The sequence below is a fragment of the Cobetia sp. 2AS genome, assembly GCF_029846355.1.
In the GTDB taxonomy this organism is placed as follows: Bacteria; Pseudomonadota; Gammaproteobacteria; order Pseudomonadales; family Halomonadaceae; genus Cobetia; species Cobetia amphilecti.
The window spans coordinates 350,418-366,259 of record NZ_JARWKQ010000003.1 but is presented as its reverse complement, the minus strand read 5'-3'; the positions used below and the strand labels follow the sequence as shown (position 1 = coordinate 366,259).

7 protein-coding genes are annotated in these 15,842 nt (G+C 67.6%); 1 reads left to right on the top strand and 6 read right to left on the bottom strand.

Going from position 1 to position 15,842, the window contains the following annotated elements; all coding sequences use genetic code 11:
- The first annotated feature begins 124 nt into the window (after nucleotides 1-124).
- Complete coding sequence (locus tag QD356_RS11385; RefSeq protein WP_192838566.1) at nucleotides 125-928, top strand: response regulator transcription factor; 804 nt, start codon at nucleotides 125-127, stop codon at nucleotides 926-928.
- Nucleotides 929-1,017: 89 nt separating this feature from the next.
- On the opposite strand, the gene QD356_RS11380 is transcribed toward QD356_RS11385, so the two are convergent.
- From QD356_RS11380 to recC, 6 genes are all read right to left on the bottom strand, one after another.
- Complete coding sequence (locus QD356_RS11380) at nucleotides 1,018-2,334, bottom strand: Nramp family divalent metal transporter (RefSeq protein WP_225996511.1); 1,317 nt, start codon at nucleotides 2,332-2,334, stop codon at nucleotides 1,018-1,020.
- A gap of 260 nt (nucleotides 2,335-2,594) precedes the next feature.
- Nucleotides 2,595-4,079, bottom strand: a complete 1,485-nt coding sequence (locus QD356_RS11375; RefSeq protein ID WP_192838567.1) for a hybrid sensor histidine kinase/response regulator — start codon at nucleotides 4,077-4,079, stop codon at nucleotides 2,595-2,597.
- Nucleotides 4,069-5,259, bottom strand: coding sequence for a nitric oxide-sensing protein NosP (nosP, locus tag QD356_RS11370; RefSeq protein ID WP_192838714.1), 1,191 nt, complete (start codon nucleotides 5,257-5,259; stop codon nucleotides 4,069-4,071). The genes QD356_RS11375 and nosP overlap by 11 nt, the downstream gene beginning before the upstream one ends.
- A 112-nt stretch (nucleotides 5,260-5,371) precedes the next feature.
- A complete protein-coding gene (gene recD, locus QD356_RS11365; RefSeq protein ID WP_192838568.1) occupies nucleotides 5,372-7,552 on the bottom strand; it encodes an exodeoxyribonuclease V subunit alpha in 2,181 nt (726 codons plus the stop codon).
- Entirely contained in the window at nucleotides 7,545-11,747 is a 4,203-nt protein-coding gene (gene recB / locus QD356_RS11360; RefSeq protein WP_192838569.1) for an exodeoxyribonuclease V subunit beta, read from the bottom strand. The genes recD and recB overlap by 8 nt, the downstream gene beginning before the upstream one ends.
- A complete protein-coding gene (recC, locus tag QD356_RS11355; RefSeq protein ID WP_192838570.1) occupies nucleotides 11,744-15,799 on the bottom strand; it encodes an exodeoxyribonuclease V subunit gamma in 4,056 nt (1,351 codons plus the stop codon). Before recC ends, recB begins: the two co-directional genes overlap by 4 nt.
- Nucleotides 15,800-15,842: the final 43 nt, after the last annotated feature.

Genomic DNA, 15,842 nt, shown 5'->3' with positions numbered 1-15,842 from the left:
CTCATCCCTTGGGAGGAGAAAAGGAAGGAGAAACGAACGCCGCCATACCGCGAAGGCCGCAAGGCACGACACCACGCCATGACGTTATGCTCAGGATATCGCCCGCCACCGGCCAGGAGCCTCCATGTACCGTCTGTTGATCGCGGATGACCATCCGCTGTTCCGTGATGCCATCAGTCGTACCCTGAGTCTGAGCGTCGCCGATGACCCCACGCCGCCCTACGAGCTGCTGCAGGCCGCCAGTCTCGCCGAGACGCTCAGCCTCATCGACGCGCATGCCGATAGCCTCGACCTGCTGCTGCTGGATCTCGACCTGCCCGACAGCCACGGCCTGGAAGGCCTGACGCGCTTGCGCCAGGAGGCAGACTGGCTACCGGTGGCGATTCTCTCCGCCCACGAGGCGCGCGAGACGGTGCTGGAAGCCTTGGCACTCGGCGCGGTGGGCTATCTCTCCAAATCGAGCTCGGCGGAGGTATTGCGCGAGGCGCTTGCGCGCATGCTGGCCGGTGAGGTCTATGTGCCCGCTCGGCTGATGCGCGCCGCCCCGCGTCCGGCGCTGGCGAGCCAGGCGGCTTCCTCCTCAGCCTCAGTATCGGCCTCATCACCAGTGCCACCGCCAGCGCCTCAACTTGCGCCGAGCCTCAGCGAGGCGGAATTCGCGCAGCGCTGGCAGACCCTCACCACCAAGCAGCGCGGCGTGCTGGAGCGCATGGTGCTGGGCGAATCCAACAAGATGATCGCCTGGCAGCTGGGCGTGGCGGAAACCACCGTCAAGTCGCATGTCTCCGCCATCCTGCACAAGCTGGGGGTCGCCAGCCGGGTACAGGCGATTCTGCTGGCCAGCCACTCCCTGCCTGCCGTGTCTGGCGCGAGCGCTCCCCCTGCCGCCCCACAACGCACAACGCCCCGCCGGGGCGCTCACGAATGAGGCGCACAGCGGGGCGTTGCGAGGGCCTGCCACCGGCAGGGTTTTTACCTCTCACAAGGGCATGGGAACTGGGGCATAAAGCATGGAGCCTACATCAGCTCGCCGACCAGCACATAGCCATTGAGCAGGATGATGATCGCCGCGACCAGCACCCCGATGGCCGTCACCCAGTGACGATTGACCAGGTCGCCCATCAGGCGGCGGTTGGCGGTGAACATCAACAGCGGCACCAGCGCGAAGGGAATCCCGAAGCTGAGTACCACCTGGCTTGCGACCAGCACCTGCTGCTCCGGCAACTCCATCAGGATGATGGCGATGGCCGGTGCCATGGTGATCACGCGGCGCAGCCACATCGGTATGCGGAAGTTGACGAAGCCCTGCATCACCACCTGACCGGACAGGGTGCCGACGATGGATGAGGACAGCCCCGCCAGCAGCAGCGTGAAGCCGAAGATGAGACTTGCCGCATCCTGACCCATCAGCGGCGACAGCAGCTTGTAGCTCTCGGTGATGGAGGCCACGCCGGTCTCGCCGTTGCCGTGGAAGACCTTGGCGGCCAGCACCAGCATCGCCATGTTGATCAAGCCGGCCAGCGCCATGCCGATGATGACATCCAGCCGGTAGTAGCCCATCACGCGACGGCGCTGACCGCTGTCACGCACTCGGATGCGATTCTGGGACAGCGCGGAATGCAGGTAGATGACGTGGGGCATCACGGTGGCACCGAGGATACCGGCCGCCAGGAAGATGGCATGGCTATCCGGGAAGTTCGGGGTCAGCAGACCGTAGATGATCGGCTCCACCGGCGGACGACTGAGAATGATCTCGAGCAGGAAGCCCGCCGAGACCGCCAGAATCATCGCGCCGATGATCATTTCCATCATGCGGAAGCCGAAACGCTGCATCACCAGCACCGCATAGGTGATGGCGCCGGTCAGCAGCGCCCCTTCCAGCATGCTGAGCCCGAACAGCAGATTGAAGGCCAGCGCCGCCCCCAGGAATTCGGCCAGATCGGTCGCGATGGCGACGATCTCAGCCTGCACCCAGAAGGCCCACACCACCGGACGCGGGAAGCGTTCACGGATGACCTCGGCCAGATTCTTGCCGGTCGCCAGCCCCAGCCGCGCGGACAGGGTCTGGATCAACATCGCCATCAGGTTGGCCCACAGCACCACCCACAGCAGGGTGTAGCCATAGCGGGAGCCGGCCTCGATGTTGGTCGCGAAGTTGCCCGGGTCGATATAGGCGACGGCGGCGATCATCGCCGGGCCGAGGAATGGCAAGGCGCGGCGCAGGCGGCCAGCGAGACGGACAGGGGAAACTGTGTGCGCACCACCGGCAGCAGAGGCGTCGCCTTCGCTACCCAGTGACATGCTTGCGGCATGACGTACGGATTTATCGGACATGACATTCAGCATGGGGGGAAAACCTGCCAGATCAATGACCCGCGAACAGATAAAGAAATATGCGGGAGGCTATATGACCAGCATACACGCCAAATGCCATTGATTCTCATTAAAAATAAGCGTGGTGCCCGATAGGCTCCTTCAATCACCCCCGTGGCGGACGCCTATTTGCCATTGTCTTTTTCACCCCCTCCCTAGTCCCCTTTCCAGCTTCTCTTTCTCCCCCCTTCCAGAATCTCTTCCAGCCCTCCTGCGCGCGGCTAGCGACAATTGACCAGCAACTGGCGCAGGCGCAGCGGCTTGACCGGCTTGAGCAGAAACCCGAAACCGAGCGCGCGCGCCCTGGCCTTGAGCGGCGCCGAGTGGTCCGCACTGATCACCACCACCGGCAAGCCCGGCCAGCGTTGTTGCAGGCGTTGCGCCTGCTTGAGGCCATCGGGCTGCCCTTCGCCCAGCTGATGATCGACGATCAAGACCTGCGGCGCGGCCACGGCCTGCTGCAACAGCACCTCGGCATCATCGGCGCAGTGGACACTCGCGCCCCAGCCCCCGAGCAATGACTGCATGCCGGCACATACCTCCCGATCATCCTCGACCACCCAGATAACGGTATCGAGCAGCGGCTGCGCGAGCGGTGACGCGCAAGGCTGGCCGGGAGAAGTCGCGTCAGCCGCCGGGCCCACTACGCTGGCAGGCTGCCGAATCGGCACGCGGACCGCGAAGGCGGCGCCGCGCCCCGGCGTGCTGGTCAGCGACAGGGGGTGCTCCAGCAGGCCGGTGATGCGCTTGACGATCGCCAGCCCCAGCCCGAGGCCGCGCTGCTCGTTGTCCTGGCGCGGCGCCAGACGTCGGAATTCCTGGAAGACCACCTCGCGCTGATGCTCGGCGATGCCGGGGCCGTTGTCGGCCACGGTGATCTCCAGCCAGTCACCGCGGCGCCGACACCCCAGCAGCACCCGCCCGCGCGTCGAGCCATCCGGCACATGGCGCAGCGCATTGCAAAGAAAGTTGCGTACCACCCGCGCCAGCAATTGCAGGTCCGACTCGATACTCAGATGACTGGCCACGTAATGCAGCTCGAGCCCACGGGCAGCGCCCAGTTGACGATATTCCTCGGCGAGCACATCCAGAAGCTCACGCACCGGGAAGACGGCGACATCCGCCGTCAGTACGCCGGCATCCAGCCGCGAGATATCGACCAGCGTGCCCAGCAGACTCTCGACATCTGACAGCGAGCGCCCCAGCCGCGCCACCAGCTCGCCGGGCGTGGAGACGCCCTGTGAAGCGTCGCCCGGCATGATGTCAGAAATGGCATCACCCGGCAGGGAAGCATCCAGCGCCAGCCGCGCCAGTTGCTCTTCCAGGGCGCTGGCGAACAGCCGAGCGGCATTCAAGGGTTGCAGCAGATCATGACTGATGGCGGCGAGAAAGCGGGTCTTGGAGTGGTTGGCCGCCTCGGCGGCGGCCTTGGCGGCGGTGAGGCGTCGATTGAGTGCCCCCAGCTCATCGAGGGTGCGATGCAGGGCATCGGTACGCTCACGCACCTGATCCGCCAGCAGCACCGCATGTTCGAAGGCGGCGTAGGGCGCGCTCGGTGAAGGACTGCTGGATTCGACCCGCTCGATCAGCGCAGCGTTGATCTTCTCCAGCTGGCGATTGCGCGCCTTGAGGGAGGCGAGTTCGGCGCTTTGAGCGTCCGGCTCGGACAGAAAACCCTGCTCGGTCAGCGGCGTATCAGGCGACATCCTCTCCTCCCGTGCCGTCGGCAACCGAGCGGCGCTGGCCGATCACCACACCGGTGAAGGTCTGGTTGATGAGCATGCCGTGGTGCTGCTCACCATAGGTATTGAAGCCGATCACCCGGTGCCGCTTGAGCATGCGCGAGGCCTCATCCTCCAGTGCCAGCGCCTCGATCTCCATGCGCCGCAGGAAGCAGTCGCAGCCGATGGTCAGCGCGGGCGGCCCCAGGCGCACCTCCACCTCGGCCAGACGCTGCTCGAGCTGCTCGAGAATCGGCGTGGCCTGCATGGCGGTGAGCACGATGCCGGTCTCCACCGCGCAGTAGAAACTCAGGCTGGCATCATCATTCACGCGCTGGATGGAACGCACGTAATGCGCCTCGCCGATGCGCACCGCCAGCGGACAACGCGCGAAGACCGCCTCCTCCAGCGCCTCGGGCGCAACGCCGGCCAGCCTGGCGTACTCCTCGGCGGCGGGTTCGGCATTCAGCTCCAGCACGCGGCGCGAATCGCGATCCACCGCCGTCACCACCAGCTTGTCGGCCAGCGGCGTGAGGTGATGGGTGCTGATGACCTCGAACGGCAGCCGCGTATTGACCACCACCACGACCGCCGCCTGATCATGAAAGACGCCATCGGCGTAGACATAGGTGTGCGACAGGCGATTGTCATCCCCGGCGGAGCCACCGAAGGCGGGAATGCTGCCCAGCGCCGCATCCAGCGTCGCCAGCACCTGCTCCTCGCTGCTCGAGAGCCCGTCGAGCAGCGTCAGCGCGAAGCTGTTGCCCATCACCGGCGCCACGGCCTGCTCGCGACAGCGTGCCAGCAGCTCGTCACTCAGCGCCTGGGCACGCGGAAGATCGAAGCCGCTCAGATCATCGATCAGCACCTGCGCCAGCGCGAAGTCACTGCGCGCAAGGCCGATGGCGGTGATGGAGCCGCGCGCATAGCCCGCGGGCGTGATCTCGCCGGCGGTGGTGCAGCCGCTCACCGGCACCTCGCCGAAGGTGGCGGCCAGCGCCTGGCCCAGTGCCGCCAGCGGATAATCCGCCGAGCAGAAGAACAGAACCCCGCCGAGCCGTTCGCGACTCCTCAGCGCCAGATCAAGCGTTCGGGCCAGCTCGGCCACCGCCGCCTGCGGGTCCTTGAGCTGGCTGGCTGCCGTGGCCAGCGCCACGGCATGCATCTCGCTCTGTGGCTGCGCCCATTCCCTCACGCGACTGCTGACGTCCGTCATGTCCCCTCCTCCCGTCGAGCGCGGCGGAGCCGGAGATGACGATCATCCGTCGGTGTCCGGCCTAGAGCACCAGCCCGCTGGCTCTCACCACGCGTCGTTCAATGGCGCCTTCCAGCGTCTCGCGGCGGGTTCCCGCCAGCGTGACCCGCGACTTGGCCCGCGTGATGCCGGTGTATACCAGCTCGCGGGTCAGAATCGGGTTGGCGCCCTCAGGCAACACGAATAACACATGGCGGAACTCGGAACCCTGCGACTTGTGGACCGTCATCGCGAAGACGGTCTCCACCGCCTCGAGGCGTGATGGCAATACCGCGCGCACGCCACGGTGAAAGCGCTGGATGTCGGTGTCCTGCCCATCACGCTCGGTGTCTGGCGTCGCCTCCTCCTCGACCGGGAAGAACACGCGCAGGCGCCCGCCGGCGGCGGGGTCCGGCAGGGTGATGCCGACATCACCGTTGTAGAGCCCCAGCGCGCGGTCGTTGCGCGTCACCATCACCGGGCGACCGGCGTACCAGCCGCGCTCGTCGGCGATCAGGCCGCGCCGCATCAGCACCCGCGCCACGCGCTGGTTGAGGCCATCGACGCCATAGGGGCCACGGCGCAGCGCGCACAGCAGCTGGAACTCGAGCAACAGGTCGATCACCTCACGCGCCGGGCGCCGCTCACGCACGGCCTCCAGCGCCGGGCGGTAGCCATTGACCACCAGCTTCTCGAGATCGCGGTCCTCCGGGCCACTGAGCTTGAGCCAGGCGATGTCGCGATAACCGGCCTTCCAGACATCGCGCAGCGCCTGACGATCCCCGGCGTTGCTGGCGCGTGCCAGGGCGCCGATGCCACTGTCGGCAGAGAAGCGATAGCTCTTCTGCAGCACCACCACGTGATCGGCAAGTCGGCCGCGTGTCGCTGTCGCGCTCAAGGCTTGCGGGGCGTCCTGACTCTCACCAGCGGGCTGACTCTCATCCGCCTCGGGCGCGGCGATGGCCTGCTCCAGCGTTTCGCCGGTCAGGCGGCTCAAGTCGGCACACAGCGCCGGTGAGTAGCGCGGCGGCAACGCATGCTCGCAGAGATCGCCCAGCACGGCGCCGGCTTCCACCGAGGCCAGCTGGTCCTTGTCGCCAAGCAGAATCAGGCGGGTGTGGGCGGGCAGCGCGCCGAGCAGCGCCGCCATCAGGTCGAGATCGACCATCGAGGCTTCATCCACCACCAGCAGATCCAGCGCCAGCGGGTTGCCGGCGTGATGGCGGAAGTGGCGCGAATCCGGACGTGCGCCCAGCAGGCGGTGCACGGTGCTTGCCTCGCGCGGGATGGCGGCGCGTACCGCGTCTGGCACCTCGAGCTTCGCCACCGCCCCTCGGATCGACTCCGACAGTCGCGCCGCCGCCTTGCCGGTCGGGGCGACCAGGCGGATATCCAGCGCCCGCCGCTCGTGCGGATGGCCTGTCTCAGCGCTCTCCACCTCGCCCTCTGCACCGTCAGCGCCACCCGCCAGCGCCTGAGCCTGCAACAACGCCAACAGGCGCGTGACGGTGGTGGTCTTGCCGGTACCGGGGCCGCCGGAAATCACCGTCAGGCGCTGACGCAACGCCAGGGCGCAGGCCAGCTTCTGCCAGTCCGGCTCGCCGTGTGGGTCCGGCCGATTGCTGGCGAACAGCTCGCGCAGACGCTCGCCCAGCGCATCACTGACCCGTGTCTCGCCCTCCTCGCTCGGCCCCATCCGCGCACGCAACCCCGCCGCGACTTCACGCTCGGCCTGCCAGTAACGGCGCAGATAGAGGCGCTCGCCCACCAGCACCAGCGGGCGCAGCGGCAGATGGCCTGCCGGGGAATCGGCCTGCGCCAGCACGCTGACCAGCCGCGATGCCGCCAGTTGCTCGGCCCAGCGGCCGGCATCGAGATCCGCCAGGAAGGCCTCCGGCAGGGCTACGCTGACCTCGGCCAGATGCGCCTCGGACTGCTCCAGCGGCGGCAGCGACAGGGTCGCACGTGGCTCGGCCAGCGCCCGCGACAGCGACAGGCACACATGCCCGCGCCCCAGCTGATGGCTGGCCAGCGCGGCCGCCAGCAGTACGCTGGCCGGGGCCTCCGGCACATGGCGCGCCATGAAGCGCACCAGATGGGCATCGACGCGCCTAAGCCAGCCCAGCTCCACCCACAGGCCGAGCGTGGCGAGCAGGGTGTCGGCAGTCGGGGCGTCAGAGGCAGCGCTGAGCTGCTGCGTTGGCACAGACATGGTGTCAGACATCGAAGGCTCCCTGCTGGCCGCTTTGGGTGAGTGGCGAGGTGTCGGTGGTGTTGAGGAGCAGGCTATCCAATGCGGAGCTGTCGCCGCCCAGCCAGAGATCCAACGCCTCGATCAGCGCCTGTGATGGCCTGCGTTGGAACACGCCGGGCGTCTCCCCCTCGGCGTCCACCGCAAGCGCGGGTGAATCACCGCCGGCATCCAGGCCGCGCAGGAAGACATACAGCACCCCGCCCATGCAGCGCTCGTAATCGTAGTCCTCACCGAGGCGCGCCTTGAGCAGGCGATGCAGCGCGAGGGTGTAGAGCACGTATTGCAGGTCGTAGCGGTGCTCGACCATCGCGCGGGCCAGTGACTCGCCGAGGTAGTCCTCGGGGCGCTCGCCCAGATAGTTGGATTTCCAGTCCAGCACGTACCAGCGCCCGCCGGACTGGAAGGTCAGGTCGATGAAGCCCTTGAGCATGCCGTGCATGCGGCGTGGCGCGAGCCTGGGCCGCGAGCGCGGCAACGGTTCCAGCGCAGTGACCACGGCATCCAGCGGCAGACTGCGTGCGTGCACGGCCGGCAGCCAGAATTCCAGCTCCGGCAGCCAGGCCTCCAGCCGGTTGAGCAGGATAGGCTCGCCCTCGAAGCCCTGCAGCGGGCGGGTCAGCGCCTGTTCCAGCCAGTCGGTGAGGCGCGGCTGCCAGCTGGCATCGAAGCCACCGAAATGCAGCCGCGAGCCCACCAGCCGCTCAAGCTCGCCGCGATAGTCATCCGCGCCGAGGCGATCGAGGTCCACCGCTTCCAGCAGGCCATGCAGGAAGGTCCCTGGGCGCGGTCCGCGCGGGAAATCATGCAGATGGATCTCGCCCACCGTCATCGGCAGGCCGCCGGCCAGCAGCGGGCCGGACTGTCCTGCCACCTCGCGGTCCGGGCGTGTCAGGCCCTGCTCGCCTTCTTCCAGCGCGATCTCGGTGGCGCCCTCGGGCACGCGGTCATCCGCGGCATCGGCGGTGTCTTCCAGCGCCGCCGTCACCTGACGGGCATCGGTGAGCAAGGCGGTGTAGGAGGCGATCCACCAGTCATCCTCGATACCGCCCGCGAAGTGGCGCGCGCCGTGGAAGTGCTGATCGCGCTCCGCCGGGGGCTGATATTCGTGGCCTACTGGCGTGGGCAGGCCGGAAACGCGTGCCAGGCCGGCAGACTGCTGATCACACCAGCCATGCAGCGCGGCCTCGATGGCGCTGGCCTCGATATCCGGAGTGTCACTCAGGCCGAGCAGGTAGCCGACGGCGGTGGACGGCAGACTGAGCTGCTTGCTGAAACCGCCCTTGCCGATGGGCGCCAGCCCCAGCCAGCCGGCGAACTTGGGGCGCGTCAGCGCCACGTAGAGCAGACGCACATCTTCCATCAGCCGTGCATGGTCAGCCGCCGCGATGGCCTCCCTGGAGGGCTTCTTGACCAGGATGCTGTCATCGAGAGCGTCATCCTCCTGATCGACTCTGTGAGCAGGCACTTCCTCGTCAGCGCCTCCCTCGTCATCACCTTCCACGTCAGCCGAAGCCAGCCAGCGCTGCTTGAGGGTCAGCAGGCCGAAATTCCTGTCCGGCTCGGCCGCGCGGAAGCTGGCCATGAACGGCAACAGCACGATGGGATACTCAAGCCCCTTGGACTTGTGGATGGTGACGACGCGCACCAGCCCCTCATCACTTTCCAGCCGCTGACTGAGGCTGTCGCTATCCAGCGCTTCATGACCGGATTCCAGCGCCTGATGCCACCAGCGCAGCAACGCCTGCTCGCCATCGAGGCGCTGGGCGGCATTCTGGGCCAGCTCGCCAAGGTGCAGCACGTCCGTCAGGGCGCGCTCGCCCCCGGCGCGCGCCGCCAACCGCTCTCCGACCCGGAAGTCACGCATCACGCCGCGCAGCATCGGCAGCACGCCACGCCGCTGCCAGTCGCGGTGATAGCCATCGAAGCGCTCGACCTCACGCTCCCAGGCCAGCTCATCCACCGCGAGGCGTTCGACCAGCGAGAGATCCTCGGCCAGCAGCCGCGTCGCCAGCGCCGCGCGCAGACGGCGGTCATCACGCGGATGGGCCACGGCCTCGAACAGCTGCAGCAGTTCGAAGGCCTCCGGCGTGTCGAATACCGAGCTCTTCTCGCTCAGATAGACGCTGCGGATGCCGCCTTCGGCCAGCGCGCCACGCACCGCCGCGGCCTCACGGCCATTGCGCACCAGCACGGCGATATCGCTGGCGGCCACGCCACGTGGCGTCGCATCCCCTTCGTCCATGAACACCAGCCCCGGCTCGCCCGCCGCCAGACGCTGCTGTCCTTCCAGCAAGGCCTGGATCTGAGCGCGACAGGCACCACTCATGGCGCGGCGGTGGTCATCGGCGCTTAGGCGCTCACCGCTGGCCCACCACAGATTCAGCGCGCAGGCGGCCTCTTCGCGACCATCCGCATGACGCAGCACCAGCCGGGTGCGCGTGCCCTGGGCCTCGACCGGCTGGAAGGGAATGTCCTCACTGCCGAAGGGCGCCTGATGCTGGGCGAACAGGGCATTCACCGCGGACACCATCGCGGCGCTGGAGCGGAAGTTGCGCGGCAGGGTAAAGCGCGAGCTGGTGACCTTGCGCGCCGCCAGATAGGTGTCGATATCGGCACCGCGGAAGGCGTAGATGGCCTGCTTGGGGTCACCGATCATCAACAGCGTGCTGGGCGCCTCGCCAGCATTGCCATTGACGGCATCGTTGCCGAGGGCATCGTCGTCGGTCGGGCCATCGCCCGCCGTCTGCGGATAGATGCGCCGGAAGATGCGGTACTGGACCGGGTCGGTGTCCTGGAATTCGTCGATCATCGCCACCGGCAGCTCCTGACGGATCTGGCGCGCCAGACGCTGGCTGGCCTCGCCATTGAGCGTCGGGTCCAGTGCGTGATCGAGATCATTGAGCAGGTCCGAGAATTCCCACAGCCCGAGGCGGCGCTTCTCGCAGATCAGGGCGCGGGCGACGCTGTCACGCGCATGCACGGCGACCTGATCCAGCAGTACGGCGTCCGGGGCGGGCACCTCGGCCAGCATGTCCAGCGCCGCGAAGAAGGGATGGCGCGGCGTCTGGCAGTTCTTCTTGGTGCCCTTCTCGAGCTTGGCCTGACTCAGCCAGCACAGCTTCTTGCTGTCGAGCATGTCGGCGGCGAAGTCGTGCTCGCCGCTGGCCAGCCAGGCGGCCGTCGCCGCCAGGCGAGGCTCGAGCTCGGCTTTCTTGTAGCTGTTGCCGTTGAGGGCCTTGCTGGCGAAGGCCTCGCCCATCAGCGCGCGGATGGCCGCCTCATCGAAGCTTTCCTCGACGGCGCGACGGGCGGCCTCCTGCTGCTGACGCCACTGTTCGGCATTGCCGAGCAGCTCGCTCAGGTCGTCCGGGGCCTCAAGACATTCGCCGTCGCGGTACAGCGGGCGTGGCGTGCCATCCCGCAGCAGGCCGCGCAGCTCTTCTCCCAGCGCGTCAGGCCCGGCCCAGCGCCCACGGATCAACGCCTGCCACTCGCGGGCCAGCGGATAGAACTCGCAGCGCCAGTAATCCTCGACGCAGCGCGCCAGCAGCGACTGGCCGTCCTGCAACAGCTCGGCGCCGAAGCGTCCGCCGGCATCGAAGGCATGTCGACTGAGCATGCGCTGGCAGAAGCCGTGGATGGTGAAGATGGCGGCGTCATCCATCAGGCGCGCGGCCTGATCGAGGCGCCGTGCCGCCGCGGCCTTGAGGCGCGCTGAGTCCTCGGCAGGTGATGGTGCCAGCAGCGGCGCGAGCAACTCGGCCAGCACCGGATCAGGACTGGCACGCTCCAGCAGTGCCTCTCGTGCCTGCTTGAGGCGTGCCCGAATGCGGTCTCTAAGCTCGGCGGTGGCGGCTTCGGTGAAGGTCACCACCAGAATCTCCGGCGGCGTCAGCGGGCGCGGATAGCAGACGCCCGCGTCCTGGCCGGGCAAGGGCCCGAGCACCAGCCGCACATAGAGCGCGGCGAGGGTGAAGGTCTTGCCGGTGCCGGCACTCGCCTCGATCAGGTGCTGTCCGAGCAGCGGCAGCGTCGGAATATCGAGGGCCTGGCCCTGCTGGCTCTGATCCATCTCGTCACTCATTGCCGCTGCCTTGTCCTGAGCGATGCCACTCCTCACGCCACTCTCCACACCGCGCATGTCTTCCACTCCGGTATCGCTCATGACGTCGCCTTCCCGGTGGCAAGCTCCACCGCGCGTTCGCCGAGAATGCCCTGCCGCACGCCGATCATGCTCTCGATCAGCGGCTGGTAGAGCTGCACACTGTTGAGCACGCCGCCGTCCTGTGCAAAGGCCTCGAACTCCGGCCACAACTCGCCCAGCGCGCCTTCCTGACGCCTGAGCGCCTGGGGGCCCTTGAAGATGTCTTCGCTGAAGCGGGTTTCCATGGCACGAGTCAGGCTGTCGGCAAGCCAGGGCTTGTGAATGGCGGCCAGCGCCGTCTCAAGGTTTGCGCTGCCGTCAGCGGCCTGCGCCTTGAGTGCGCCGAACAGGGCATTGCGATCCTCCTCGCCCACCACCTCCCAGAGGGTGGTCGCCAGTTCCAGCGCGGCCGCCAGCGGCGCCTGCCAGCCCTGGGCATAGGCCTTGACGAGATGGCGCAGCGCGGCCTCGGCCTGCTCGATGCGCAGTGCGGGGAACAGCAGCCAGCGGTCCTCGAACACCGCAAGCCACTGATAGCCTTCACGGCTTGCGCCCTGATCGCCTGCCGCTTCCCCGAGGCCGGGACGCGCGTTGGCCATCAGCCAGTCGAGGTAGCCGGCCAGCAGACGATGCGGCTTGCCGAGCTTCTTGTAGCGCCCTTCCTTGCCGGGCTTGAGGGTGCCGAAGTGGGTCGCCTCCAGCGTGGCCAGCAGGCGGCTCTCGCCCTCGGCGTCATCGCGCAGCTGCTGACGGCTGATCAAGCGCGTGGTGAGGGTCACGTGCAGCATCTCGCCGCCCTCATCCTGCATGATAAGTGGTACCTCGAGGGTGCGCGGCGGTAGCGAGATGGCATCGCTGAGCTGGTCACGCCAACTGGCCAACTGCTGATCGAGACGCTTGAGGCGCGGTTCGATCAAGGCATCGGCAAAGCCCAGCGCCGGCAGCCGCCCGGCCCGGCGCAGACGTTCGGCGGCCAGCGGCAGTGACTGCCCGGCAAGCGCGGCGTCCAGCAGCTCGCGAGTCAGGGTGAAGTTCTCCAGCCCGTCGGGGGCGAAGGGTTCGTTGTCTTCATCCGGCACCTCGGCATCGCGGAAGCGCACGCCGACGCGGTCCAGCCCCAGCTGCCAGGGGCGGCGCAGGAAGCGCGCCAGCGAATCGGCGCCGAGGCGCAGATGGGACTCCGGCGCCTGCTCCACTAGCTGCTTCAAGGCAGTCGCAGCCGCCGCTTTCACCTGACTGGCATTGCTTGGGTTTTCCTGAAGTGTTTCAGTCACTTGAGCCTGCCCCGCCGCGCGATACAGGCTCGACCAGCTGGCGTCATAGCTGAACAGATCGATGACCGCCGCCTGGGAGGCATGGAAATAGCGCCGCGAGAACGGCTGCAGCGGGTGTTCGGTGATCAGGCGCTCTCGCAGCGCCGCCTCGCGCGAACGCTTGGCGGAGTGCGGCTGCTCGGGCTCCCAGCCCAGCTCGATGTAATCGAGCAGTTCACCGACCAGCACCGAGGGCGGCCGCTCGCCGTTGTCGCGCTGGTCACGCCCGACCCACGAGATCGACAGGCGATCCCGTGCCGCCAGCAGCGCCTCCAGGAACAGGTAGCGATCATCGTCGCGGCGTGAACGGTCGCCCGCCTGCGGGCGGCTGGCCATCAGATCGAAATCCTGCGGCATGCGCACCCGCGGGTAGTCGCCATCGTTCATGCCCAGCAGGTGCACTTCGCGGAAGGGAATCGCACGCATCGGCATCAGGGTGGCGAAGTTGACCCGCCCGGCGAGGAAGCGCTGGGCGAGACCGCCGCTGTCCAGCTCGCCGCGCAGCGCCTCGCGCACCACCTTGAGCGACAGGCAGCCCTCGAAACCGGCCTGCTGCCAGCCCTTGTCGAGGCGCGAGAGCGCCGCCTGCAGACGCGCCAGAATGTCGAATTCCTCGGCGCTGTCCGGGCTGAGGCTCTCCTCCCACAGCCGCTGCAGCGTGGTGGCCCAGTCCGCCGGCGTACGCGAGGTATCCAGCCAGCGCCGCCAGCGATCCAGGCTCTCGATCAGCTCGCCGACCTTGCCTGCCAGCTCGGCCTCGAGACCGGCCACTTCATCGAAGGGCACCACACCGTCGAAGCTCAGGCCGTTCATGTCGACAAGGCCGTCCATCAGATCGTCCATCGGAGCGCCATTCCGCTCATCTCCAAGTTCCCCCGGCGCCCCGTCCGCCGGGGAGCCGGCCGCCGGGGAGCCGGTGGCGTAGCCCAGCAGCATGCGCTCGAGGCCGAAGCGCCAGCTGTTCTCATCGAGGGGCATGAAGCCGAGCTGCTCACGGTGCTCGCCGGAAAGTCCCCAGCGCACGCCGCTGTCGGCCAGCCAGCGCCGCAGACGCTCGAGCTCGCCCTCCTCGATGGCGAAACGACGCCGGAAGGCGGCGACATCCAGCGCATCCAGCACCTCGCTGACGCCGAGGCGACGCTCCGGCAGTTCCAGCAGCATCAGCACCAGCCCGAGCAGCGGGTTGGCCTGACTGGCCACGCGGTCGGCGATGGTGAAGGGAATATGGCGCGGATTGCCCGGCGGCAGCTGACCGAACACCGCCTCGATATAGGGGGCATATCGGTCGATGTCGGGCACCATCACCAGGATGTCGCGCGGCCGCAGCGGCTCGCCCTCGCCGCGTTTCTCGGCGTCATGGGCCCGCTCGAAGGCCGCCAGCAGGCGGTCGTGGAGGATCTCGACCTCGCGCAGCGCCGAGTGGGCGCTGACCAGACTGATGGAGTCGTCATCGGCCGCGAGCAACCGCGGACTGCCCTCAGCCAGCGCACGCTCGCCGGGGTGGACCAGTTCGAGTATCTCGTCCTGGATCTGCTGCAGCAGCGGTGCCTGCTCGGGTGGCGTGTCCTCGCTGATGCGCGGCACGAAGACGTCCAGCTCGAGATCGAAGCCGCTGTCACGCCCCGACAGCGCGCTCTCGAATTCATACAGGCTGACGATGAAGTCACGCCCCTGTGCGCCAAGCCCTGCCAGCAGCGGGTTGGCCTTGAGGTGCAACTCCTCCTCCGCCATCCCGATCAGCGCCGGCGCCTCGGGGTGACGGGCACGCTGTTGCGCGAGGCGCTCGCTGTCCATGCGCTGGCTGTCTGCTCGCGAACTGCGCCGCACGGCTTCGCGGTCGGAGACGATATCGCCCCAGTAATGGCGACAGGGATTGGTGATCATCAGGTAGATGTCCATCACCCCGGACAGCGCATGCAGCGCATCCAGCGTCTGGCCCGGCAACGCCGAGATACCGAACACGAACAGGCGTGGCGGCAGCGGGTGACGGCGTGTCGAAGGCAGCGTTTCCAGCGCGCGCGCCGCCGCGACGAAGCGACCATGCAGGGCAGCGCGGTGATGCTGGCGGCTGCTGGATGGCGCATCGGCCAGCACCGCGCGCCACAGTGCCGGCTGCCACTGCTGGCTGTCCGGCAGGTTGTCGGGCAGCAGATTGGCCGGCAGCTCGCTTGCGGCCTGCTGACGCGCGAAGGCATCCCGGAAGTTGTCGTCTTCCAGCCCGCTCTCCCAACTGCGTACCCACTCGGGGCGATAGTTGAGGTACTGATCGAACAGGTCCGCCAGCTGGCAAGCCAGCTGCCACTGCTGACGTTCGGCCTCGGGACCCTCGGGCAGCGCTGGCAATGCGTCCTCACCGACCGCCTCGATCAGCTGGCCACGCTCGTCGCGACACAGGTAATCCCTGAGCGGCGCATAGCATTCGGCCTGGGATTCATCGGCCAGCAGCCCCGGCAGCAGGCGCAGCAGACGCCAGGCAAGCGGGCCCTTGTCGAAGGGCGACAGCTCCGGAATCTCGTCGCCCAGCACGCCGCCCAATACCCCGCGATAGGCGCGCCACACGAAGCTTGAGGGCAGTGGAAAATCCACCGAGGCGGCGATGCCATCAGCCTCGGCCAATGACAATCTCAGCCACTGGGCCATGCCGTTGGACTGGACGAGGAAGGTTTCCGGCACCAGCGGAGGCTGAGGCGCGGCCTTGATCACCTTGAGGGCTAGATCGCGCAGGTCCTCGAGGTGATTGGCGTGAAGAACGGTAAACATGCGGGCATCCTGCTGGGAGTGACAACCCGGCCATCGTGGCCGT